The sequence below is a fragment of the Tatumella morbirosei genome (assembly GCF_000757425.2).
Classification (GTDB): Bacteria; Pseudomonadota; Gammaproteobacteria; order Enterobacterales; family Enterobacteriaceae; genus Tatumella; species Tatumella morbirosei.
Window position 1 is genome coordinate 1,276,891 of sequence record NZ_JPKR02000003.1, and the last position, 23,942, is coordinate 1,300,832.

The 23,942-nt window shown below is 48.0% G+C and carries 22 protein-coding genes and 1 pseudogene; 10 read left to right on the top strand and 13 right to left on the bottom strand.

From position 1 onward, the window contains the following. The first annotated feature begins 144 nt into the window (after positions 1-144). Positions 145-1,080 carry an AraC family transcriptional regulator gene (locus tag HA49_RS08730; protein ID WP_038022126.1) on the top strand — a complete coding sequence of 312 codons (936 nt, stop codon included), beginning with the start codon at positions 145-147 and terminating at the stop codon, positions 1,078-1,080. Positions 1,081-1,295: 215 nt separating this feature from the next. On the opposite strand, the gene HA49_RS08735 is transcribed toward HA49_RS08730, so the two are convergent. Beyond that, the gene (locus HA49_RS08735; protein WP_052752460.1) at positions 1,296-1,874 is read right to left on the bottom strand and encodes a TetR/AcrR family transcriptional regulator; all 579 of its coding nucleotides are present in this window, start codon (positions 1,872-1,874) and stop codon (positions 1,296-1,298) included. Between the two features lie 107 nt (positions 1,875-1,981). On the opposite strand from HA49_RS08735, the gene HA49_RS08740 reads away from it, so the two are divergent. The 4 genes from HA49_RS08740 to HA49_RS08755 all read left to right on the top strand — a co-directional run bounded on the left by HA49_RS08740 (position 1,982) and on the right by HA49_RS08755 (position 6,719). Next, the gene (locus HA49_RS08740; RefSeq protein ID WP_038022128.1) at positions 1,982-3,091 is read left to right on the top strand and encodes an oxidoreductase; all 1,110 of its coding nucleotides are present in this window, start codon (positions 1,982-1,984) and stop codon (positions 3,089-3,091) included. Between the two features lie 570 nt (positions 3,092-3,661). Beyond that, positions 3,662-4,639: a DUF1852 domain-containing protein gene (locus HA49_RS08745; protein WP_038022129.1), complete on the top strand. Its 978-nt coding sequence runs from the start codon at positions 3,662-3,664 to the stop codon at positions 4,637-4,639. A 28-nt stretch (positions 4,640-4,667) separates the two neighbouring features. Next, positions 4,668-5,693, top strand: a complete 1,026-nt coding sequence (locus tag HA49_RS08750) for a methionine synthase (RefSeq protein WP_038022130.1) — start codon at positions 4,668-4,670, stop codon at positions 5,691-5,693. Positions 5,694-5,939: 246 nt separating this feature from the next. Further along, complete coding sequence (locus HA49_RS08755; protein ID WP_038022132.1) at positions 5,940-6,719, top strand: DUF3750 domain-containing protein; 780 nt, start codon at positions 5,940-5,942, stop codon at positions 6,717-6,719. Between the two features lie 122 nt (positions 6,720-6,841). Here the strand turns inward: HA49_RS08755 and HA49_RS08760 are convergent, their stop codons facing one another. The 4 genes from HA49_RS08760 to HA49_RS08780 all read right to left on the bottom strand — a co-directional run bounded on the left by HA49_RS08760 (position 6,842) and on the right by HA49_RS08780 (position 10,030). Beyond that, positions 6,842-7,819 carry a YncE family protein gene (locus HA49_RS08760; protein ID WP_038022134.1) on the bottom strand — a complete coding sequence of 326 codons (978 nt, stop codon included), beginning with the start codon at positions 7,817-7,819 and terminating at the stop codon, positions 6,842-6,844. A 351-nt stretch (positions 7,820-8,170) separates the two neighbouring features. Then, a complete protein-coding gene (locus HA49_RS08770; RefSeq protein WP_038022137.1) occupies positions 8,171-9,229 on the bottom strand; it encodes a HoxN/HupN/NixA family nickel/cobalt transporter in 1,059 nt (352 codons plus the stop codon). 204 nt (positions 9,230-9,433) lie between these two features. Next, positions 9,434-9,766 carry a type II toxin-antitoxin system RelE/ParE family toxin gene (locus tag HA49_RS08775; RefSeq protein ID WP_038022138.1) on the bottom strand — a complete coding sequence of 111 codons (333 nt, stop codon included), beginning with the start codon at positions 9,764-9,766 and terminating at the stop codon, positions 9,434-9,436. A 30-nt stretch (positions 9,767-9,796) separates the two neighbouring features. Further along, a complete protein-coding gene (locus HA49_RS08780; protein WP_038022139.1) occupies positions 9,797-10,030 on the bottom strand; it encodes a type II toxin-antitoxin system Phd/YefM family antitoxin in 234 nt (77 codons plus the stop codon). Positions 10,031-10,231: 201 nt separating this feature from the next. Here HA49_RS08780 and HA49_RS08785 point away from each other — a divergent pair, with 201 nt between their 5' ends. Then, on the top strand, positions 10,232-10,492 hold the full coding sequence (locus HA49_RS08785; RefSeq protein ID WP_038022142.1) for a hypothetical protein: 261 nt from the start codon (positions 10,232-10,234) through the stop codon (positions 10,490-10,492). A gap of 38 nt (positions 10,493-10,530) precedes the next feature. Here HA49_RS08785 and HA49_RS08790 read toward each other — a convergent pair whose 3' ends face one another. The 3 genes and pseudogenes from HA49_RS08790 to HA49_RS08800 form a co-directional block, all read right to left on the bottom strand. Continuing rightward, complete coding sequence (locus tag HA49_RS08790) at positions 10,531-11,013, bottom strand: glutathione peroxidase (RefSeq protein ID WP_038022143.1); 483 nt, start codon at positions 11,011-11,013, stop codon at positions 10,531-10,533. 194 nt (positions 11,014-11,207) lie between these two features. Further along, positions 11,208-11,630, bottom strand: coding sequence for a GNAT family N-acetyltransferase (locus HA49_RS08795; protein WP_046791781.1), 423 nt, complete (start codon positions 11,628-11,630; stop codon positions 11,208-11,210). A gap of 408 nt (positions 11,631-12,038) precedes the next feature. Next, positions 12,039-12,990, bottom strand: a pseudogene (locus tag HA49_RS08800) (GlxA family transcriptional regulator). Positions 12,991-13,261: 271 nt separating this feature from the next. On the opposite strand from HA49_RS08800, the gene HA49_RS08805 reads away from it, so the two are divergent. Both HA49_RS08805 and HA49_RS08810 read left to right on the top strand, forming a co-directional pair. After that, entirely contained in the window at positions 13,262-14,071 is an 810-nt protein-coding gene (locus HA49_RS08805) for an SDR family NAD(P)-dependent oxidoreductase (protein ID WP_038022148.1), read from the top strand. Between the two features lie 16 nt (positions 14,072-14,087). Beyond that, a complete protein-coding gene (locus tag HA49_RS08810; protein WP_038022153.1) occupies positions 14,088-14,630 on the top strand; it encodes a carboxymuconolactone decarboxylase family protein in 543 nt (180 codons plus the stop codon). 521 nt (positions 14,631-15,151) lie between these two features. Here HA49_RS08810 and guaA read toward each other — a convergent pair. Both guaA and guaB read right to left on the bottom strand, forming a co-directional pair. Further along, entirely contained in the window at positions 15,152-16,732 is a 1,581-nt protein-coding gene (gene guaA, locus HA49_RS08815; protein ID WP_038022157.1) for a glutamine-hydrolyzing GMP synthase, read from the bottom strand. Between the two features lie 66 nt (positions 16,733-16,798). Continuing rightward, complete coding sequence (gene guaB, locus HA49_RS08820; protein WP_038022158.1) at positions 16,799-18,265, bottom strand: IMP dehydrogenase; 1,467 nt, start codon at positions 18,263-18,265, stop codon at positions 16,799-16,801. Positions 18,266-18,424: 159 nt separating this feature from the next. On the opposite strand from guaB, the gene xseA reads away from it, so the two are divergent. After that, positions 18,425-19,819, top strand: coding sequence for an exodeoxyribonuclease VII large subunit (gene xseA / locus HA49_RS08825; RefSeq protein ID WP_038022160.1), 1,395 nt, complete (start codon positions 18,425-18,427; stop codon positions 19,817-19,819). A gap of 89 nt (positions 19,820-19,908) precedes the next feature. After that, the gene (locus HA49_RS08830; protein ID WP_156994583.1) at positions 19,909-20,793 is read left to right on the top strand and encodes an AraC family transcriptional regulator; all 885 of its coding nucleotides are present in this window, start codon (positions 19,909-19,911) and stop codon (positions 20,791-20,793) included. A 14-nt stretch (positions 20,794-20,807) separates the two neighbouring features. Here the strand turns inward: HA49_RS08830 and HA49_RS20865 are convergent, their stop codons facing one another. From HA49_RS20865 to bamB, 3 genes are all read right to left on the bottom strand, one after another. Continuing rightward, a complete protein-coding gene (locus HA49_RS20865; RefSeq protein WP_072055923.1) occupies positions 20,808-21,035 on the bottom strand; it encodes a zinc ribbon domain-containing protein in 228 nt (75 codons plus the stop codon). 50 nt (positions 21,036-21,085) lie between these two features. Beyond that, a complete protein-coding gene (der, locus tag HA49_RS08835) occupies positions 21,086-22,573 on the bottom strand; it encodes a ribosome biogenesis GTPase Der (RefSeq protein WP_038022162.1) in 1,488 nt (495 codons plus the stop codon). A gap of 173 nt (positions 22,574-22,746) precedes the next feature. Continuing rightward, positions 22,747-23,928, bottom strand: a complete 1,182-nt coding sequence (bamB, locus tag HA49_RS08840; protein WP_038022164.1) for an outer membrane protein assembly factor BamB — start codon at positions 23,926-23,928, stop codon at positions 22,747-22,749. Positions 23,929-23,942 lie beyond the last annotated feature (14 nt).

The window sequence follows — 23,942 nt, forward strand, 5'->3', positions numbered from 1 at the left end:
TATGTGATTAGTCACTACAGGCTACGCCTGATAAGAGAATGTCGATATCTCTGTTTCTCTCTAATGTTTGCCTGTTCCTATCAGACCGATGGACGTAACTCCTCCCTGGTGCCACACTAGGACAGGTTTACTGAGGATAAGCGAATGGAAGAACAGACCGTCAGACAGATGGTGTCATTATTAGGCCGGCTCACTCCGGATGAAGGCTACAATCTCACTGTATTGCCGGACATTCGTTTTTTAAGAGTCAGTCACCTTATGACACAGGTCCCCGTGTTGTATGAACCGGGTATAGTGATTGTTGTTCAGGGCGAGAAACGAGGATTCCTGGGTAATGACAGTTATGTGTATGATGCCCGTCACTATCTGATGGTTTCAGTGCCGGTACCTTTTACTATGGAAACTAATGCCACAGCAAATGAACCGTTACTGGCTATATATCTCAGGCTGGACTTTAACCTGGCAGCCAAAGTCATCCTCGAACTGGATGAGAAAAACCCACTACTCACACCGCCCTCGCCCCGCAGTATGATGTCTACCCCTATGGAGCCAGCGTTACGCTCCTCGGTATTACGTTTCCTACAGATTATGTCATCACCTGCCGATGCCGTTATGTTGGGACCCGCCATGGTCCGGGAAATTTACTATCGGGTACTGACCGGCCCGCAGGGTGCCATTATGCGCAGCACCCTGACCATGCAGGGACAGTTTGGTAAAGTTGCCAGGGCATTACGGAAGATGCACACAGAATATGACTCCAGCCTGGACGTTAATCGCCTGGCCCAGGAAGCAGGGATGAGCATTCCCGCCTTCCACTCACATTTCAAAACCGTGACCAATACTTCGCCGATACAATATCTGAAATCTACCAGACTTCATCAGGCGAGACTGCTGATGCTAAGAAACCACCTTACGGCATCGGCAGCCAGTGCCAGTGTAGGCTACGAAAGCGTGTCACAATTCAGCAGGGAATTTAAACGTATGTTTGGGCTCAGCCCGGTGAAAGAGGTTGAGCGGATGAAAAAGACCTTTTCGATGCCGGCGCCGCTGACCGCTTCAGAATATATTTCTTCCCATTAAACTTTTCGGGTGGTGATTTTGTGTCGTACCACCGCCCTGTTCGGTGTCTGGCGCGAAAACCTCCGCTTACACTCACTGATCATTTCACGTTCAGAGTACTATCAAACAGTTCATCGCCTTAACTGACAGTCATTTGATTAAGTTAATCACCTTCAGCAAAAAACAAATTCCCCGTGCAACATCAGCCAATGGAGACCTTCAGCCTTCAGATTTATTCACCGTTCACTTTTCAGTAATTTGTCCAGTAAAGCTGAAGCCAGAGAGAAATCAGGCAAGGTATCAGAAAACATAATCCGGTAAACCAACGGGGCTATCAGCTCATCCATAACCTGCATAGTTTGCGGAGGTGTTTCTCCGCGCTGTATTGCACGGTGGCGAATTGCATCGATTTGCGAGAAATGCCGGTTCTGACAACGAACACGGTATTCATCATCTGGTGCAGCAACAATGTCACTTAATAGTTTTCGCCCGGTCTCAGTTGCCAACTCATCAACATATTCTTCCAGCCATCGACTAAAATCCTGGTGCAGGCTTCCGGTATCTTCGGGTTCTGAATCCGGTAACAACTTTTGCAAAGAGACATCAGATAGCAACTGATTCAGGGAGCCCCAGCGGCGGTATATGGTTGTCGGATTAACACCTGCCTGCTCAGCGATGTTATGCACACTCAATCCGGTACTGCCTTTGTGTTGCTGTAAATACTCTACCGCCGCGTAAACAGCCGCCTGAATACGTGCAGCACGCCCTCCGGGGCGAGTGACAGAGCTTCTGTTCACTTTTTCATTGGTCATCATTGATACCTTTACTATGGGCCCGGAACACAAAAGCAAAAAAATTGCTTTTACCCGCAAAAGGGAATATAAAAGCAACAAAATTGCTTTTATCTCTTCCGGAGAAAATTATGAATACTGAAAGTCTGTTATTTAAACCTTACTCACTCAAAAAACTGCTGTTACCCAATCGTGTCGTCATGGCTCCCATGACCCGATCCTTTGCTCCGCAAGGTATTCCAACCCCGGAAATGGCCGCCTATTATACCCGACGTGCTGCCGCAGGTGTCGGGCTTATTATCACGGAGGCAACCGGCATTAATCGTCCATTATCTGTCAATGAACCCGATGTCCCGGTCTTTTACGGAGATGCCTTAGCAGGGTGGAAAAAAATTGTTGATGATGTGCATAGTGCTGGCGGGAAAATCATGCCACAGCTTTGGCATGTAGGAACTAAACAATCGATATTCCATCGGGACTGGCAAAGCGCCTCCGCTTACCAGGGACCTTCAGGGTTGTCTGTTAGTGGCGAGCAAGTCAGCCTGCCGATGAGTGATAAAGACATTGCCGATACCATTGATGCTTTCGCCAGTGCGGCTCAGGATGCTGCAAAATTGGGTTTTGATGGCATTGAATTACACGGCGGGCACAGTTATCTGATTAATCAGTTTTTCTTCGAACACCTCAATTTACGAAAAGATCAGTGGGGAGGAAAATCGCTGCTGGAGCGCTCAAGATTTGCGATTGAAGTTATCAGGGCAATCCGTAAGCGGACAGGCCCTGATTTCCCCATATTATTTCGTTTCTCACAATGGAAAGCGCAAGCCTTTGACTCACGGATAGCCGAAACTCCGGCAGTATTGCAATCCTGGCTTGAAGCGTTAGTTAATGCCGGAGTGGATATATTTGACTGCTCACAACGTCATTACTGGGATGCCGCATTTCCGGAAGTGGACCGAAACCTGAACATGGCCGGTTGGGTAAAAAAACTGACGGGTGTTCCCAGTATCGCGGTCGGTGCAGTGGGTCTGAGTGGTGACGTATTTTCGTCTTTACAGGGTAAACGGTTTGCACCTGCCTCCCTGGATGAGCTACTGGAAAGGCTGGAAAACGACGAGTTTGACTTAGTCATGGTTGGGCGTCCTTTATTACAGGATCCATTGTGGCTACAGAAAATACGGCTGAAACAGTATGATCAGTTGGAGGGTTTTGACAATGCATCACTCCGCCGGTTGTACTAATTTTTAAATTTACAGGACTCCCCGCCGGGTTAGAACCCTGAAAATTTTTCCGGCAGGAGGAGTTCGCAACTCACGGGCTGTCAGTCTGACAGCTTCTGGCTTGCTCCTCCTTAGTGCCATTCAGAAAACCGGCAGTCACATCTCTGCAGCCAGCCACGTTTGAGAATGATTAACGTTGATTATTCGTTGGAGATTTTCTGGACGGTTAAGCAAACCTCGCGTAGCATTGAAAACACTTCATTTTGATGGGTTCAATAATTGCTTCTCAGGTTTAACCAGTAACCGGAGACACTGCTTTTGTGGGCCAGTTCTCAGCAACAGCTGAAAATAACCGTTAGTTTCATTGGGCTAACTGTTATCTGACCACCACTCTCCTGCCAATTGCAACATGAAAAAAATTCATCTGCGTGTGAAATTAAATCACTTTCACTCACTCCGCGAGTCAGGCATAAAATACGTATGATTATTCACTTTCGATAATATGAAAACTGTGTATTTCGATCACCGAAATTTCTGGATAATCAGCTACTAAACTCAGTTTTCATCTCAGGACCAGGATTCAGGCTCATAATGAATAAAGATTTTACCTACTCGATTAAGAGCAGCAGCTTCGACGAGAACTATAACCCTTCTGAAAATACGCGTATCACCACCAATTTTGCGAACCTGGCCCGCGGTGAAAACCGTCAGCAGAACCTACGCAATACCATAGTGATGATGAATAATCGTTTCAACTCACTGGCGACCTGGGACAACCCTACCGCCGACCGTTATGCGATCGAAATTGATATCATTTCGGTTGAAATGAAAATTGACGCAGAGAGTGAAAGTTTTCCGGCTATCGAGATTCTGAAAACTAATATTATCGATAAAAAAACCGGCCAGCGTACCGATGGCATTACCGGCAATAACTTCTCTTCATATGTACGGGATTACGATTTCAGTGTATGGCTGCTGGATCACAATAAGGATCAACCTGATTTCACCATCCCGGAAAAATTTGGCGAGCTGCACGGCAATATTTTCAAAAGCTTCGTAAACTCAGAAGCTTATAAAAGTAACTTTAAAAAATCACCGGTAATCTGCCTGAGTGTTTCCAGCAAAAACATTTACCACCGTACAGGTAATGAACATCCGGTGCTGGGTATTGAATATCGTCAGGATGAGCGTTCGCTGACAGATAACTACTTCAGCAAAATGGGCTTGCAGGTCCGTTATTTTATGCCGAAACACAGTGTTGCACCGTTAGCCTTTTATTTCTTTGGCGATTTACTGAGTGATTACACCGACCTCGAACTGATTGCTACCATCAGTACCATGGAAACATTCCAGAAAATTTATCGCCCTGAAATCTACAACGCTAACTCCGTTGCTGGTTTACAGTACCAGCCGAGCCTGAACTATCAGGACTACTCATTAACAAAAATTGTTTATGATCGCGAAGAACGCAGCCGGTTAGCGATTGAACAGGGTAAATATACTGAAGAATATTTTATCAAACCATACAAGACAGTTCTTGAACAATGGTCTGAAACTTACGGTCTTTGAGTCATAAAAAAATACAAGGTCACCTGCTATGAAAATTTTGTTACCTACATCAACTGCCGGAAGTCTGCCAAAACCTTCCTGGCTGGCACAGCCTGAGAAACTTTGGTCTCCATGGAAACTGCAGGACGAAGAGTTAGTTAACGGAAAAAAAGATGCCCTGCGTCTGTCCCTGGATGATCAGCTGCGTGCAGGCATCGATATTGTCAGTGACGGCGAGCAGACCCGTCAGCATTTCGTTACCACCTTTATCGAACATCTGAGTGGTGTTGATTTCGAGAAACGCGAAATCGTTAAAATCCGTAATCGCTATGATGCCAGCGTACCGACAGTCGTGAGCGCCGTTGAGCGTATTAAACCTGTATTTGTGGATGACGCTAAATATCTGCGCTCGCTGACAAAACAGCCAATTAAATGGGCTCTGCCAGGCCCGATGACTATGATTGATACGCTGTATGACAATCATTACAAAAGTCGTGAAAAACTGGCCTGGGAATTCGCTAAAATCCTGAACCAGGAAGCGAAAGAACTGGAAGCTGCGGGTGTAGATATTATCCAGTTTGATGAGCCGGCATTTAACGTATTCTTTGACGAAGTTAACGACTGGGGTGTTGCAGCTCTGGAGCGCGCTATCGAGGGCCTGAAGTGTGAGACTGCGGTCCATATCTGCTATGGCTATGGTATAAAAGCGAACACCGACTGGAAGAAAACACTGGGTAACGAATGGCGTCAGTATGAAGAAGCCTTCCCTAAACTGCAGAAATCGAACATCGATATCGTGTCACTGGAATGCCAGAATTCACACGTTCCAATGGATCTGATTGAGCTGATTCGCGGTAAAAAAGTAATGGTGGGTGCCATTGATGTCGCGACCAACACTATAGAAACTCCGGAAGAAGTGGCTAATACCTTGCGTAAAGCGCTGCAGTTTGTTGATGCTGATAAACTCTATCCTTCCACTAACTGTGGTATGGCTCCACTTTCACGTGAAGTCGCTACCGGTAAACTGCATGCTTTAAGCGCTGGTGCTGAAATCATCCGTAAAGAACTGGCTTAATAGTAAAGTTTGACGGAACTCTACTCTGGTCAGCCAGGACATACCGACTGACCGGCGACTTCCTTCTGGTAAACGTCATCTGAACGCGGGCTTCGGTCCGCGTTTTTTTACCCTGTTGCCATTAAACGGGGATGATTACAACTCCTTACATTTCAGCTGGATTATTACTCTCCCCTTTCGCTGTCCCGACAAAATTTTAGTCATTCTGCACTATAGTTAGTTTTTACCGCCCTCCTGCCGGGAGTTATTCAATTGCTGAAAATATTAGGTCTGGTATTTCTTTGTGTGGTACTGCTCTCACTGGTGGCAAGTATGATGCGTGATACCCATCCGGGAGTCTCTGCCGGCCAGGGCTGGTGGACAGCCCGACGTGATTCATCGGGGCTTGCCCCGAACCCCCACAAAATGGTCAATACCGCGATTGTTCAGGTCTATGATGCTGCAACCTATGGCTGGCGCGGCAAAGCGGCAGTTCATCCGTGGATTATCTTTAAACGTGCCGGCGATACACAATATACCCGATATGAAGTGACCGGCTGGGGAAGCGGCGACAGGATCCGCAAAAACAGCCACGGCCCCGACGACTATTGGTTTGGCGCTAAACCCAATCTTCTGGTCGATTATCGGGGTCCGGAAGCGGCTGCCCTAATCCCTCAGATAGAGGCTGCTATTGCTTCCTATCCGTGGAAAGAAACTTACCGTGCCTGGCCCGGGCCAAACAGCAATACCTTTATGGCACATATAGGTCGTAATGTCCCCGCTCTGCATCTGAATATGCCAGCCAATGCTATCGGGAAAGATTACCGTGCCCTCGCAAGGCCCATTGGCCTGCCCCCCTCAGGACAGGGTGTCCAGCTTTCTTTGCTGGGTTTAATTGGGTTTACTGCCGGCCCGGTGGAAGGTGTTGAAATTAACCTGCTGGGTATTGATATGGGAATACAATTCTCACCCTTTAAACTTCGGCTGCCATTTATTGGCTCGGTTAACTCCGGAGGTTCCCAAAACATAACCAGGCAACCTGGCTAAACTGTTCCGAAACGATGATAGCCGGCCCATACATCGTTTCGGACACTGCTTTAGCTTCGGATATTTCAGCTGGTATTTAACCGGCTCACTATACTTGTCAGCAATAAGTGAAGCCTTTCGACTTATTGCTGACTGGCAAATGGCTTCAGGGGATAGTAAGCCAGAACCTCACAACCTTCCGGGACCGCAACATGCTCTGTTGCCTTCCCATCTTCAAGACTGATCACAGAAACCGTTCCACTGTCTTCATTCGCCACCAGGAAGTAGCGGCCGTCCGGAGTAAATGTTCCATCCAGCGGTTTTTCCTGCAGTTCGGCGCTAAACAGATAATGCATATCTGCATCAAAGAAGCTGACCACCGGATCAAAATCGCCAATCACGGCGACAATCTCACCATCACTTCTGAAACGGACTATCTGAGCTGGCTTGTTATGCCGTTTTAGCGGAATAGTATCCTGTAGTTCCAACTGTTCCCGGTCAATGACGAAAATTTCAGGAGCGCTGCCATTGGTCGCTATGACCCACGGCCTTATGGGAGACACATCAATACCATTCAGGCTACCAGGGACACTCATTTTTTTTATTATCCGGCCTCCGTTTTCATCAAAGACTATCTGCGATAACGTCCCTTCTTCTTCACTTTCGGTGATTAATCTATTTTTTCCGGGTATAACTGCCAGCCGGTGTACGTTATATGATTCTGAATTAATGGTGCCGGTGACGGTATCGGTTTGCGGATCGATAATAACAATGACAGCACTTTCCTCACAGCAACAATAAATCAGCCCGTTATAACCCAGACGGGCAGTATGTGGGCCTTGATAAGGAGAAATATCAATCAGAGTGATAACCTGTTCACTCGCCAGGTCTACTACCGCAATATGATGTTCCGGGTGAGGATTATCACCATGAACCCCATCACCGAATACTGGCACATAGGCTTTACCTTTCTGGGGTAACACTAACAACTCATGAGGTTTTCTTGGAAGATCATCGATAACCTTACGAATTTTCAATGTTTCAGGATCAAGAAATAAAATACGGCCTGCGGATTTATCTACCGCAATCAGCCCGAAACCGGCGGTGTTTTCTATCTTCATATCTCTGCTACCTCCATGATGATATCGGTTTTCTGATAAGTGGCATGCAGTGAGCCAATCGGGGATATCTGTTCAGGATGGCATTTAATCAGCCATCTTGTGCAACTGAAGAGGGTTTTTAGGACGATTCCAACTCCTGAGCAGATACCCACAGCTCAGATAAATTCAGGAGAAAACGAAGATAAACGCGGATTAAATGAATATGACAAATGAATCGCATTGCAATCCAGCAATAACTCAAAACAGTCATTCAGGTAAATCAACACCTCGTGGCCAGGAAAACGAAAGACAGTAATAATGCCAACATCAGCAACACAGCCCGGCTCCCGTTGGCCGCGTCTGATATGAATATCAGTCCGCGTTAACCTCCAGACGGTCATAACCTTTGGCCCGGTAGATAGCTGCAGAAATAATCCAGGCAGCGATAAAAATACCGATAATCAGATAACCGATAGTGCCGAAGTTATCGTTAAGCGACCCAATACCGTCCCAGAAAAGGCCGGAAAGATTGAGTTTATCCTGAATCAACCCAAGAGCCTCAATACCCCCTATTACGACTGCAACAACCACTGAAACCAGAGTGATTGTCATGTTGTAATAGAGTTTTCGGATAGGTTTCACAAATGCCCACCCGTAAGCACCCAACATCAGAATACTGTCAGTGGTATCAATCAGTGACATACCTGCCGTAAATAGTGCCGGAAACACCAGAATTGACCATACCGACATCCCCTGCGACGCCTGGGCTGCAGAGATACCCAACAATCCCACCTCTGTCGCGGTATCAAAACCCAGCCCAAACAGTAAGCCAAGCGGATACATATGCCAGCTGCGATGAATAAAAGCGAACATAGGACGGAATATTCTGGCCAATAGTCCACGGTTAGCCAGGAAAATATCAAGGTCTTCGTCAACGTACCGGCCACCGGCTTTTACTCTACGGAATGTCCGCCAGATCCCCGCCAGTATGACGATATTCATGGCGGCTATCATCAGCAGGAACAGTGCCGATACCAGTGTACCGATAACACCACCGACAGTATGAAAGGCTTCTATCTGACTTTTAAATGCGGTTGCAGTCGCCGCAATAATAATCGTTGCCAGAATGACAATGGTTGAATGACCCAGAGAGAAGAAAAAACCTACTGAAACCGGCCGTTTTTTTTCCTGCATCAGCTTACGTGTCACGTTATCGATAGCCGCAATATGATCGGCATCGACCGCGTGACGAAGGCCGAAGCTATAGGCCAGCAGAGCCGTCCCCAACAGGACCGGGTGATCACGAAAGGCAATAAACGCCCAAGCCCATGCTCCTATATTGGCCGCAATAAGGATTAGATAAAGCCCAATGATCTTCAGTGATAACTGACCACCATGGTCGTTAAAAATGCGTGCGAATGTATTCCGCATCCTGACTCCCTGCAATAACAGACATCATACTGTTCACAAAAATAGTAGGACGCGAAGTATCCATGAGCAAGCAGGTGAGACTCAGGTTTATGCTCTGTGTCACATTATCAATATGCCAGAGACTTGAATTCACAGGAAAGAGATTCTGCAGGGAAAAACAGAAAGATTTTATGACGAGGAATGATAAACCAACCCATGAGGCGGTCAGGCCATAATCAGTCGCTTAAACAGCAGTTGCCGGATGTCCTGACGTTGCGATAAAACTGCATGTGCCGTTACCACGTTTCCTTCGACAGAATATAAAACTCTGTAACCTTCCGGATGATTAAATTCGCGGTACTTCGCACAACCAATTTTCAACAGTTCAGGACAAATCTGACTGCCGGCAGGAAACTGCCCGACGGCAGATTCAAAGCGGGTCAGAATATCGGTGATCACAGGTCGCGGCGCCACATTAGCCTGTCTCAGGAACGCTACAATGGTTTCGATGCAGTATTTTGCAGTAAGAGTGTACTCAAAGGTCACCTGCTGTTCCATCTAAGCCCCTTCGAATTGAGTCCATGGCAATTAATCTGTGAGTCCGTCCAGCAACTGATCTTTTGAGAACACCCGTTGTTCAGATTTATCCTTCTCTGAGAGAGTCAGGAGTTTCAACAAGGCGATGGCCTTTTCTCTCTCCTGCTGTTGCTCATAAGATTCAATAACATAAGCAGGTACACCATTTTGGGTGACCAGAATGGGCTCTGACAGATCAAGCGTAGCCGCGTTTTTTTTGACGTAGCTAATAGTCTCTACTTTCATGATATGTCCGCCGAAGGGTTACTTTTCCTATACGAGACTTAATATAGACCATTTGTAGTCTTCATTCAATTAGCGATGTTGCTACTGCTCTCAGTAAAATGCCAGTAACATCTTTGTTCAGTTTTCAGGCTTCACTATACTCTGCTCATCTCAATCCAAAATCTGCCTGTCAGAAGATAGTGCTGAAAAGGTTATGTACAGATGGAAGAAGAAACCCTCCGTGACCAGCCGGCTAGTGAGCTACGTGAACTACTGGATATGATGGTATGGGACATAAGCCATGGTGGATTCGAAGTGGTAAAAGAATGGCGGGAAGAGTTACTTTCCCGGCAAGATGCCGAAACTGAAGACGTACAACGTGCCATCGCGGTATGTGATGATTTTCTTGCTCCTGCTGGCTCTCCTGAGTCTGAAGCCGCCCGTGCCCGTGCCTGGCCGGAATACTACCCGGAGAAAAAATAGCGGTGAAAATCTGTAAAGCTCAGCAGTCGCCTGTCATCTTAAGCCTGAAGTGCGGTAAGGATAGTGCCTTCTATTTTTTCCGGTGTGGAGACCGGTGCAAATCTTTTTAGCGGTTTTCCGTCACGCCCAATCAGGAATTTTGTGAAATTCCATAGGATCCTGCCACCCAATACGCCGGGTAACTCGTGTTTCAGATAGCGAAATACCGGATGTGCAGCAGAACCATTAACGTCCACTTTTTCAAACATTGGAAAGCTTACACCGTAATTGATATAACAGGTCTGTGAGATTTCCTCAGCACCGCCGGGTTCCTGTTTACCAAACTGATTGCAGGGAAAGCCCAATACCACCAGGCCCTGGTTGGCATATTTCCGGTAGAGCGCTTCAAGCCCTGCATACTGCGGCGTAAAACCACAATGACTGGCTGTATTCACCACCAGAACTAGTTTACCCGTAAAATCAGCCATTGAAACCAACTGACCATCAAGCCGGCTGGCCGAAAACTGGTAAAAAGTTGTCATAACGAATCCTTAAATACGAACAGTTCGTTATTCAGATTAGCATGTAGCTTGTTGAGACAGAGGAGAATCATCGGAGACTTATTGGTTTGACACAACAACCCGTAATCCGGTTTTCCAAAAACACAATTAATTAAGCCACTGATAAAAAGGATATTTACTTAAATTTGTTAAACATAATGGTACCTTCCTGGAATTCACAGGTCTTTTTTCAGAAAGACCCTGCTGGTTCCCTCAGGGAGGCAGGCTATTTCACCAAATCTCTGCCAGCCGTTTTTTTCATAGAACACCGGTGCCTGAAAAGTGATGGTATACAACACAGCAGTTTTACATCCCCGGTTCCTGCCTTCATCTTCGACACGTTTAAGAATCTGACTCCCCAACCCCTTACCTCTCACTTCCGGTGGCAGATACACCAGGTCTATAAATAACATTCCGAGGTAGCTACGCCCCATCATTCCGCCCAATACCACCCCATGTTCATCTCTGACCATAACGGCGAGAGATTTATTGTCGTTATATCCCACCGCCTCCTCATTATAACAATTAAGCCCTGATTCAATCGCTAAGGAGAACTCAGGTGTAATAGTGTCAGAAACTTCAATAGTTAACCGGTCCACAATGGCACTCCGCATGTTATTAAACCAGCCCCTGGATTAAAGGAATAAAAGACTATTAGTGATTTATTTTATCGGGAATCACTTAGTATTAAACCGGCAGAAAAAATTATATGACTGGCGGTGACTGACCCAAATACAGTATTTCTGAAATCTGAGACCGTAATAGACGCGTGATTCATTAGGGTCTGGTTTAATGCCAGATTCTGGCCCCGGGTGCCTAATTGTATGTTACCCGGGTTATAGTTTGCATCTTACTTAGCCATCCTCAGGCAACCAAAGCACAGACATCGATTATATAGAATGGTAACGTCTGACGAGCAGTTATATGCCAGAGGCCGGTGTTAAACACATTGCGACACGCAATCAAAGATAGCTTATCTCAAAGAAAATTTGTTCCCGGGAAATAATTCAATAGGCAACCAGGCTTTTACCTGTACGTAGTGATTGTGGGGGAATTCCATAACCTTTTACAAACACATTACGCATGTGCCGGCGATCTCTGAAACCCGACTCTCTCGCAATGACGTCCAGTGGCAGACGGGTCTGTTCAATCATTAATCGGGCAGCTTCCAGCCGCAGTCGCTCAATTGCACGCGCCGGTGACCTCCCCGTTTCGCTCAAAAACAGACGGTTAAGCTGACGTGTACTTAAATGCACTGCATCCGCAAGATGCTCTACTGATAACGTTTTACTGAGGTTTTTTCTCACGTATTCTATTGCTGTTTGTAAGCGGTCGCTTTTAGGCGACAGCATAAGCAATTCAGAGTGCTGGCACTGCCCTCCTGAGCGCCGTTGATTCATAACCATCCGGTGTGCAATACTTCGTGCAACTTCAGTTCCGTGATCTTTTTCAACCATAGCCAGTACCATGTCAAAACCAGCTGTCATCCCTGCTGAAGTCCACAAATGATCATCAACAATATAAATCAGATCGTCTTCGGTTCTCACTGTTGGATGAAGAACTTTTAAACTGTGGGTATAGGCCCAGTGTGTTGTTGCACGTTTCTCTTTCAACAAGCCTGCCTGAGCAAGCACAAAAGCCCCCGTACAAATGCCCGCGACTCTCCGCGCACGCTGAGCATGATTTTGTAAAAAAATGTATTATGCCAGATGATGCAGGCAACTTTGTCGGCACCAGCACGCCGCCAATCAGCCATGTCTCGACTGTCGTATCTTCAGAAATCGCCTTACTGATAACGCTTATCCCATAGGACGATGCTATCTCACCACCAGATTCAGAATATACCGTGCAGTGATAGAACGGCTCGTTTAAAACGATATTCGCAAATTCAAATATGGTTAAGGTCGACAACGCGAGGGACTGAAACTGATCTGAAATGAGAAGCCCTACCCGATGCATCAAACATTCTCCTGTGTTATTAACTGAATTCGCTTCTGAAAACGTTTTTAATCAGGTGAAGTTACTTTTCTCCACTTTGCCCTTTGTTCAATATACCCCATTTAATCCGCTCCAATCATGCATTTCAGTATTAAGCCTTATGAGTTCCGCTTTGCCTATCCCGGCGACACAAAATGTCTGAAATCGTACCTTTATGCGTCACTTTCTTTTTGGTTCTTTAAAGTAGCCTCATTACATCCAAACATCCAACACATCATATGAGGTAAATACGATGAGTGTATCAGCGAAAGGAACTGCCGTTATAACTGGTGCTTCTACAGGAATGGGTGCTCTGTATGCATCAAAACTGGCAAAAATGGGGTATGACCTGATAATTGTTGCCCGCAATCACAACCGCCTGAATCAGATAGCCAGTCATATTGCGGCTGACAACGAGCGTAATGTGGAGGTGGTTGCATCTGACCTGAATGATTCAGGTCAGCTTGCGGCACTTGAAAGCAGGCTCCGTAATGATGCAAGCATTACTCTTCTGGTCAATAACGCGGGTATAGGCACGCACACAAAGCTGCATGAAAGTGATGTTGAAAAAATGACAGCAATGATCAATCTCAATGTAGTCGCCCTTACCCGTCTGACTTACGCTGTGGTTCCAGGCTTCATTGATCGTGGCCGGGGAGCAATCATAAATATCGCTTCCATTGTGAGTATAGCTCCGGAAATACTGAATGGCGTATATGGTGGCAGCAAGGCATACGTACTGGCATTTACTCGTTCACTTCACAGTGAACTTGCCGATAAAGGCATTCAGGTTCAGGCCGTATTGCCCAGCGCCACAGCAACTCCCTTCTGGGAAACCGGTGGTCTTCCTCTGAGCCGGGTTGACCCGGGTATCATAATGCAGGCTGAAGATATGGTAGAAGCCGCACTTTCGGGTTTTGTTCAGGGAGAGTTCATTACCATTCCTTCCCTGCATGATGAAAGTCGATTGCAGGAATGGGAGCGTGCGCGCCAGGCCATTATAGAAGACTTTTCACATAACGAGCCTGCGGCTCGTTATTACTCACCTTCCCACAAACATTAAAACGCAGGAGAAACAGATGGGCCGCTTAGAGTCAAAACCCGCCAGCGAAGCCAGTGGTCAAACTGCCGAACTGTTCAAAACCATCAAACAGGTGATGGGAAAGGTACCAAACGCTTACCTAACCATAGGTAGTAACGCTCCAGAACTCCTCGCGCAGACTTTACAGCTCAACGCTATTCTGAGCAAAAGCAGCCTGACTGCGCGAGAGCGTGAAGCAATAAACCTTGCAGTCAGTGAAGAGAGCGGTTGTGATTACTGCCTCGCTGCGCACACTCCTCTTGCATTAAAGGCAGGTTACAGCGAAGCCCAAACGCTGGAATTACGTCAGGGATTTCTGGTCGATGATTTACGTATTGATGCACTTGTAAAATTCGTGCAGTTGCTGGTTTCAACCCGGGGCACTGTATCAGCCCAACATGTTGCTGCATTTAAAGAGGCGGGATTCAGCGATCAGCAGATTGTTGAAACGGTGGGTGCCGTTACTGCCATATTATTCACTAATATGATTAATCGCATTAATGACACAGAGATAGACTTTCCTGCAGTTCGGGCTGTTTAACGTCTGTATCGGGCCATCTTTATAATTTCAATCCCAACTTACTGCCTTTTAATAAAAAATGTCCGTTTCCTTCACTTCAGAAACGGACATTTTTCATCGCCACTTATGCAGGGAAAAATGAAACCCAAAATGAGCGTCAGATAATTATTATTAGCATCACAGACTGCATCGGCTTCATCCCGGGCCGGCACTGCTCTTATCTGTTCTACAACAAAACTAAGAATCTCCGGATGACTTGTCAGGATCCCCCTACTATTTTCTTATTTATATCATTCAGCAATACCTGTAAAAAACGAGGTTTTAATCTTTACCAAAAATTGGATCTAAAAATTCAATCCCATAGCCATCTATAATACTCAACCAGGTATCGGATGTTATCCATGATACCAATAATGAATAATACCCATAAAAATTTGCTAACTGAAACCACAAAACACTTACAAAAAAACAAAAAAGCCCGCAGTTACGCGGGCTACAGGGCATTTCTTGCTGGTTAGTACCGGACAATTCCGGACATTAAATCATTCCCACTCAATGGTCGCTGGTGGTTTTCCGCTGATGTCATAAACGACACGAGAAATACCATCCACTTCATTGATAATGCGGTTGGATACACGGCCGAGGAAGTCATACGGCAGGTGTGCCCAGTGCGCGGTCATAAAGTCGATAGTTTCAACAGCACGCAGTGAGACCACCCAGTCGTATTTACGGCCATCGCCCATTACACCAACTGAACGAACCGGCAGGAACACGGTAAAGGCCTGGCTGACTTTGTTGTACAGGTCAGCTTTGTGCAGCTCTTCGATAAAAATGGCGTCGGCACGGCGCAGCAGATCGCAGTACTCTTTCTTCACTTCACCCAGTACACGAACACCCAGACCTGGCCCCGGGAACGGATGGCGATACAGCATGTCGTAAGGCAGGCCGAGTTCCAGACCAATCTTGCGAACTTCGTCTTTGAACAGCTCCTTCAGCGGTTCGACCAGTCCCATTTTCATCTCTTTTGGCAGGCCACCCACATTGTGGTGTGATTTTATCACGTGCGCTTTGCCGGTGGCAGAAGCTGCAGACTCGATAACGTCAGGATAGATGGTACCCTGGGCCAGCCATTTAACATTGTCCAGTTTCAGTGCTTCTTCGTCGAACACTTCAACAAATACGCGGCCGATAGTTTTACGCTTAGCTTCAGGTTCATCAATACCTGCCAGCGCATCCAGAAAGCGGTTTTCCGCATTCACGTGAACGATGTTCAGACCAAACTGGTCACCGAACATTTCCATCACCTGGTCGGCTTCGTTCAGACGTAACAGGCCATTATCCACAAACACACAGGTCAGACGTGAACCGATAGCACGGTGCAGTAATAACGCAGTGACCGAGGAATCGACACCACCTGACAGACCGAGGATCACATGGTCTTCACCGACCTGCTCGCTCAGACGCGCTACCGCATCATCAATGATTTTTGCCGGTGTCCACAGCGCTTCACACTGACAAATATCCAGCACAAAACGTTGCAGTAACTGCATGCCCTGACGGGTGTGGGTTACTTCCGGATGGAACTGTACCCCGTAAAAACGCTTCTCTTCGTTAGCCATAATGGCAAACGGGCAGGTTTCGGTGCTGGCCACAGTGACAAAATCATCAGGAATTGCAGTCACTTTATCGCCATGGCTCATCCAGACATCCAGCACAGGTACGCCGGCAGCATTCAGGCTGTCCTGAATATCTTTAACCAGCGCACTTTCCGCTTTAATTTCTACCTGCGCGAAACCGAATTCTCGCTCAGAAGATCCCTGAACTTTTCCACCCAGTTGCATTGCCATGGTCTGCATTCCGTAACAGACACCCAGCACCGGAACTCCGGCAGTAAACACGTATTCCGGAGCCCGTGGACTGTTAAGTTCGGTAGTACTTTCCGGTCCGCCGGAAAGGATGATGCCGTTAGGATTAAACTGGCGGATTTGTTCTTCGGTGACATCCCATGCCCACAGCTCACAGTACACACCCAGTTCACGAACACGGCGTGCAACCAGCTGAGTATATTGAGAACCAAAATCAAGGATCAGGATTCGGTGTTTATGAATATTTTCCGTCGTCATTACAGTTTTCCAGGCAAAAAAATTAAAGCGCCCGACGGTGAGCCGGGCGCATGATACAGGAAGAGATTAAGATCCGGTGCGGTAGTTTGGAGCTTCTTTAGTGATAGTCACATCATGCACATGGCTTTCAGAAATACCGGCACCACTAATGCGAACAAATTCAGCTTTAGTGCGCAGATCATTAATCGTCTGGCAACCGGTCAGACCCATACATGAACGCAGGCCCCCCATCTGCTGATGAATGATCTCTTTCATACGGCCTTTATAAGCCACACGCCCTTCAATACCTTCCGGCACCAGTTTATCTGCTGCGTTATCAGACTGGAAGTAACGATCTGAAGATCCTTTAGACATCGCCCCCAGCGAGCCCATACCACGGTAAGATTTGAATGAACGCCCCTGATACAGTTCAATCTCGCCCGGAGACTCCTCGGTACCCGCAAGCATTGATCCTACCATGACACAGGAAGCACCGGCAGCAATAGCTTTCGCGATATCGCCAGAGAAACGGATGCCGCCGTCTGCAATCACCGGAATTCCGGTGCCTTCCAGCGCTTCAACGGCGTCAGAGACTGCACTAATCTGCGGTACACCTACACCGGTCACAATACGGGTGGTACAGATAGAACCAGGGCCAATCCCGACTTTCACAGCGCTGACACCCGCCTCAGCCAGGGCTTTAGCGCCGGCCGCGGTAGCCACGTTACCACCAATAATTTCCAGGTTTGGATATTTAGCACGGGTATCACGGATACGTTGCAATACACCTTCAGAATGACCGTGAGAAGAGTCAATCAGCAGCACATCAACGCCCGCAGCCACCAGAGCATCTACACGCTCTTCATTGCCGGCACCCGCTCCGACAGCAGCACCAACCCGCAGACGACCATGTGCATCTTTACAGGCGTTAGGTTTACGTTCTGCTTTCTGGAAATCTTTTACGGTGATCATCCCCAGCAGGTGGAAAGCGTCATCGACGACCAGCGCTTTTTCGATACGTTTTTCGTGCATTTTTTGCAGCACGACTTCGCGTGAATCACTTTCTTTAACCGTAACCAGGCGTTCTTTCGGGGTCATTACCGCAGATACAGGTTGGTTCATGTCGGTAACAAAACGCACGTCACGGCCGGTAATAATCCCCACCAGCTCGTTGTCACTGTTTACTACCGGATAGCCGGCAAAACCATTGGCTTCAGTCAGACGTTTAACTTCCTGCAGTGAAGTTGTTGGCAGAACGGTCTGTGGATCGACGACCACACCACTTTCATATTTCTTCACCTTGCGGACTTCTTCAGCCTGGCGCTCAATCGTCATGTTTTTATGAATAAAGCCCATACCGCCTTCCTGTGCCAGCGCAATAGCCAGACGAGCTTCGGTCACGGTATCCATTGCAGCGGAAACCATTGGGATATTCAGACGGATATTTTTGGTGAGTTGCGTACCGAGCTCTGCAGTATTCGGCAGTACGGTAGAGTGAGCAGGAACGAGTAAAACATCGTCAAACGTGAGGGCTTCTTTAATGATTCTTAGCATAGCAATATCTCGACCTGGGAGTGATAAAATATTGCAGCGGAATTATACAGGGGCTAAGCGGTTGCCTCCAGCTTTTTTTATAAAAAACTCTTGATACTTACACTGGTCACTGTAGTATCGGTTAATTAACCCGCTGATTTACTATTTGATCTTCATCACATGTTGCATGACGAAAACGCCACAATTTTCTCTGTCAGCCGTCTGAATGCCACTGTCAGAAAGTTGCTGGAACATGAAATGGGCCGTATCTGGCTGACTGCAGAAATTTCCAATTTTACCCGGCCTTCGTCAGGGCACTGGTACTTTACCCTGAAAGATGACAATGCTCAGGTTCGCAGTGCTATGTTTCGCAGCAGTAATCAGCGGGTCAGTTTTCGGCCACAGAACGGTCAACAGGTGCTGGTCCGGGCTTCAGTCACCCTCTACGATCCGCGCGGCGATTATCAGCTGATTGTTGAAAGCATGCAGCCTGCCGGCGAAGGTCTGTTGCAACAGCAGTTTACCGAACTCAAAAATCGCCTGGATGCTGAAGGACTGTTTGCCGCAGAGCATAAGCAACCGCTGCCCTCTCCGGCTCGCCAGGTCGGGGTGATTACCTCCGCCAGTGGCGCTGCGCTGCATGATATTTTACAGGTGCTACGTCGTCGTGACCCTTCTCTGCCGGTCGTTATTTATCCGACTGCGGTGCAGGGTAGTGATGCGGTCCCTGCTATTGTTCGTGCGATTGAACTGGCTAATCAGCGCCAGGAGTGCGATGTACTGATTGTGGGCCGTGGCGGCGGGTCACTGGAAGATTTATGGTGTTTCAATGATGAACGGGTCGCAAGGGCCATTTTTAACAGCCGGTTGCCGGTGGTCAGTGCTGTCGGACATGAAACGGATGTCACTATTGCTGATTTCGTTGCTGACCTCCGGGCGCCGACGCCTTCTGCCGCAGCAGAACTGATTAGCCGTAACCAGACCGAATTACTGCGGCAATTGATCTCTGCGCAACAGCAGATGGAAATGGCGATGGATTTTTATCTTGCCCGCCGTCAGCGTAGCTTTGCACAACTTCAGCACCGCCTGAATCAGCAGCATCCAGAGTTGCGTTTAACCAGACAACATAACCTGTTGTCAGAACAGCAGCGCCGGCTTCAGACAGCATTGCAACAGCAGTTACAAAAACATAGCCTTCGTTTTGAGCAACTCTCCCGGCGTCTACAACGACGTCAGCCACAATCGCAGATTTACCAGGCAAATCAGGAGTTAGGTCAGCTACGTTACCGCCTGCAACAGGCTATCAGCCAGCAACTGAATGATAACCGGCAGCGCTTTGGCTCATTGGCTGTACAACTGGAAACTGCCAGTCCGCTGGCCACGCTGGCCCGTGGATTCAGTGTCACCACCAAAGCCAACGGTGACGTCATTAAAAACACCCGTCAGTTACAACGCGGTGACACTTTGCGTACCCGACTGAATGATGGCTGGGTCGAGAGTGAAGTCACGGCAACTCAGCCTGTCAGCGCCACTAAAAAGCGCCCTAAAGCTTCACCGGACCCAGCCGCTCAGTAACGCTCCTTTACCGAAGAGGCTGCAATCCAGCAAGATCGGTCAGGACAGCCTCATGACAGGGCGGCATACTTTCTCTACAGGAGAATGCTATGCTGACCGACAAACAACGTTATACCGCTAACTATCAAAAACGAATCACACTGGTGCTGGACTACATCGACAGTCATCTGTGTGAACCTCTGTTGCTTGATAACCTCAGTAAAGTGGCTCATTTTTCCGTATTCCACTTTCACCGGCAATTTACGGCCTGTATTGGTATTCCGCCAGGCCGTTATATTCAGCTAATGCGGTTGCGGCATGCTTCATACCGGCTGGCATTTAATCCTGAACAAAAAATTACCGATATCGCCCTGGAGACGGGTTTTACTCATGCAGAGTCATTCAGCCGTGCCTTTAAACAGGTATTTGGTGTCTCCCCGGGCGAGTTTCGCCGCCAGCCAGAGTGGCAGTCATGGCATAGCCAGATGCCCGCCGCTCCACAAATCAGAAGAGAACCCACGATGCAAATTGCTATTGTTACTGTGCCTGATATCCCTGTCGCTATGCTGCTGCATCAGGGGTCCCCGGAAACCATTCATCAGACCGCTGGCCGGTTTGTGGCCTGGCGAAAAACCAGCGGCTATTCACCAGTGCGCCGCTGCCGGACCTTTGGTATTGCACCGGACGACCCACACAACTGTGACCCACAACAGTTCCGTTTTATGATTGCCGGTGAAGTTTCTGCGTCAATACCTGAAGATAATGATTTTGGTGTCGTGAACAGTGTTATTCCGGGAGGGCGCTGTGCTACTGTGCGACATCAGGGTTCTCATGAGCGACTAACCGCACTGGCACAGTCTCTGTACCGTGACTGGCTGCCAGGCAGTGGTGAAACCCTGCGTGATTTTCCGCTGTGGTTTCACTACCACAACTTTATCCATGAAGTCGCTGAACATCAGTTGCTGACCGATATCTTTTTGCCGCTTAAAGACTGACTTTATCGCCGGAGCTATTCACTCCCGATGGCTTCCGGACGCCATATGACACGCGAAGACGAGATCATTCCGTGCTGCTGGCAGAAAAAATCTACCGCACCACAAGCCTTGAGTACCTGAAGTGTTGCCTGGCATTCCGGACAGTAAGCAGTATTCCGGTAACGGACATGGCATTGCGGGCAATATAAGTCATCCGGCTCACCAGTGAGCGCGGACTGGCAATGGCTGCAAATAAAATTCATCAGCTGTCTCCCTTATGAAAAAAGAGGGCCTCATAGCCCTCTTTTGCGGATTATCGCTTATTTTTCTTCAGATGCGACATCAGACGTTTACGCTTACGCTGCTGAGTAGGTGTCAGCAGGTTACGTTTGCCTGCATACGGGTTATCCCCTTCCTTAAACTGAATTCGGATAGGCGTTCCCATCACATTCAGTGAACGACGGAAATAGTTCATCAGATAACGTTTATACGAATCCGGCAGGTCTTTAACCTGGTTACCATGAATAACCACAATCGGTGGGTTATATCCGCCGGCGTGAGCATATTTCAGTTTCACACGGCGACCACGGACCAGAGGCGGCTGATGATCTTCTGCCGCCATATTCATTATGCGGGTCAGCATGGAGGTGTTTACCCGGCGGGTTGCGCTGTCATACGCCTCGGTAATCGATTCAAACAGATTACCTACACCACTGCCATGCAGTGCAGAAATAAAGTGCACACGGGCAAAATCAATAAAGCCAAGACGGTAGTCGAGAGCTTCTTTAACTTCTTCTTTAATTTCCTGGGACAAGCCATCCCATTTATTCACCACAATAACCAGCGAACGACCACTGTTGAGGATAAAGCCCAGCAGCGACAGATCCTGATCAGAGATACCTTCATGGGCATCAATCACCAGCAACACCACGTTGGCATCTTCAATCGCCTGCAGTGTTTTGATTACCGAGAATTTTTCGACGGTATCGGTCACTTTACCGCGTTTACGAACTCCGGCAGTGTCAATCAGCACATACTCCCGCTCATCACGTTCCATCGGGATATAGATGCTGTCACGGGTGGTACCCGGCATATCGTAAACCACGACCCGGTCTTCCCCCAGGAAACGGTTAGTCAGGGTGGACTTACCGACGTTTGGCCGTCCGACGATCGCCAGTTTGATGGGCAGAGTCGTCGGGTCAAAATCGTCTTCTTCGTCTTCAGGGATGCTGTCATTTTCTTCAGCTTCAAGTGCCGCCCAGTAAGCTGCATTTTCCTGCTCTTCGGTTAATTCTTCGGGCTCTTCCGTTTCCATCCACGGTTCAAGCACTGCTTCCAGCAGATTATGGACACCACGGCCATGTGTTGCTGCAATGGGATGGATCTCACCCATACCCAGTGAGTAAAAATCCAGCACCGCATTGGTGGGGTCCATACCGTCGGTTTTGTTGGCGACCAGAAAGGTAGGCTTCTGACGGGTTCGCAGGTGCTGTGCTATCTGTTCATCCGCAGGCATGACCCCGGCACGCGCATCCACCAGAAATAGCACAATATCCGCTTCTTCGATGGCCATCAGCGACTGAGCTGCCATCCGGGTTTCAACACCGTCCTCCATGCCGTCGATACCCCCGGTATCAATGACAATATATTCCTGACCTTCAACCTCGGCGCGTCCGTACTTACGATCACGAGTCAGACCAGGGAAATCCGCCACAAGCGCATCACGGGTGCGCGTTAAACGGTTAAAAAGAGTGGATTTTCCTACATTGGGGCGTCCAACAAGCGCGACCACAGGTACCATAATAAAGCCTCATTACAAAAAATATTTCGACCAATCGGATGATTATAACGATTAGTTGTGCAGAGTTCAGGCTATTCCCCGGAAAATCTACAGGCCGAAGAAAAACGAAACGGCCCCTGTATCACAGGAGCCGTCATTAGCAGGTTATTTTAACCCGTACTTTTACCGGTTACTCAGCGTTTAAAGGCGTAAACCTCACCTTTCTTCGCCTGGATAATCAGTTTATCCCCGGCAACGATAGGCTGAGTCTGGAAGCCGGATTTATCTACTTTCTGCTGAGCAACAAAGCGGCCATCCTGAGTGTTCATCCAGTGCAGGTAACCTTCACCATCGCCAACCACCAGGTACCCGTCAAACAGTACCGGTGAGGTCAGATTGCGGTGCAGCAGACCACTCTGACGCCAGATTTCAACGCCACCATCAGTATTAAGCGCATCAACCCGGTCATCCTGGTCGACCAGGTAGATCCGGCCATTATCCACCAGCAGGTTTTTAACACCGCCGATGTCACGTTTCCACTGAATCTGTCCTGAACGCAGATCCAGGGCTGACAAATCACCATTATAAGCCAGTACATAAACCACACCGTTAACAATTACCGGAGTCGTATCAACGTCACTCAGACGATCGATCTCTGTGGCACCGCTTGGCTGGGAGATACGTTGCTGCCAAATCATCTGGCCCTGGTTCATGATTACCGCGCTGACACGGCCGTTATCCCCCCCGACAATGGCGCCACCGTAGGCGACTGCCGGAGCTGATTCACCGCGCAAGGACAGAGCCGGGATATCAAGGTTAACCACCCACTTGCTGGCACCGGTGGTCTGGTCCAGAGCCTGCAGAATACCATTGCTGGTATGAATTAATACCAGACCATCGCTGACTACCGGATGTGATACCGCTTCACCAGACACCTGAGTACGCCATGCGACTGAACCGTCTTTAGTATTCAGCGCAAACACTTCACCGTGCTCACTGCCGATATACAGTAAGTCACCCTGTACGGTGATACCACCAGACAGCATTGCTGACAGATTTGAAGAGAAGAACCCGGTTTTGGTGGAAAGGTCGACTTTCCATTTTTGCTTACCGGTATTCGCATCCAGCGCTTCTACAATACCGAAACGATCTGCCGCATAGACAACATTGTCCTGCCATGCCGGATGCAGGTTAGAGTAGAAATCACCCACACCATCACCGACCGACTTATCCCAGACCTGCGTCGGGTTAAACTGGTTTACCACTGTAGGCAGTGGAGACATTTTAACTGCATCTTCTTCGCCACTGAATAGCGAACAACCGCTGAGCAAAGTGACTGAAAACAGTCCCGGCAGCAGGTATTTACGTAATTCCATGCGCTCTCTCTTTA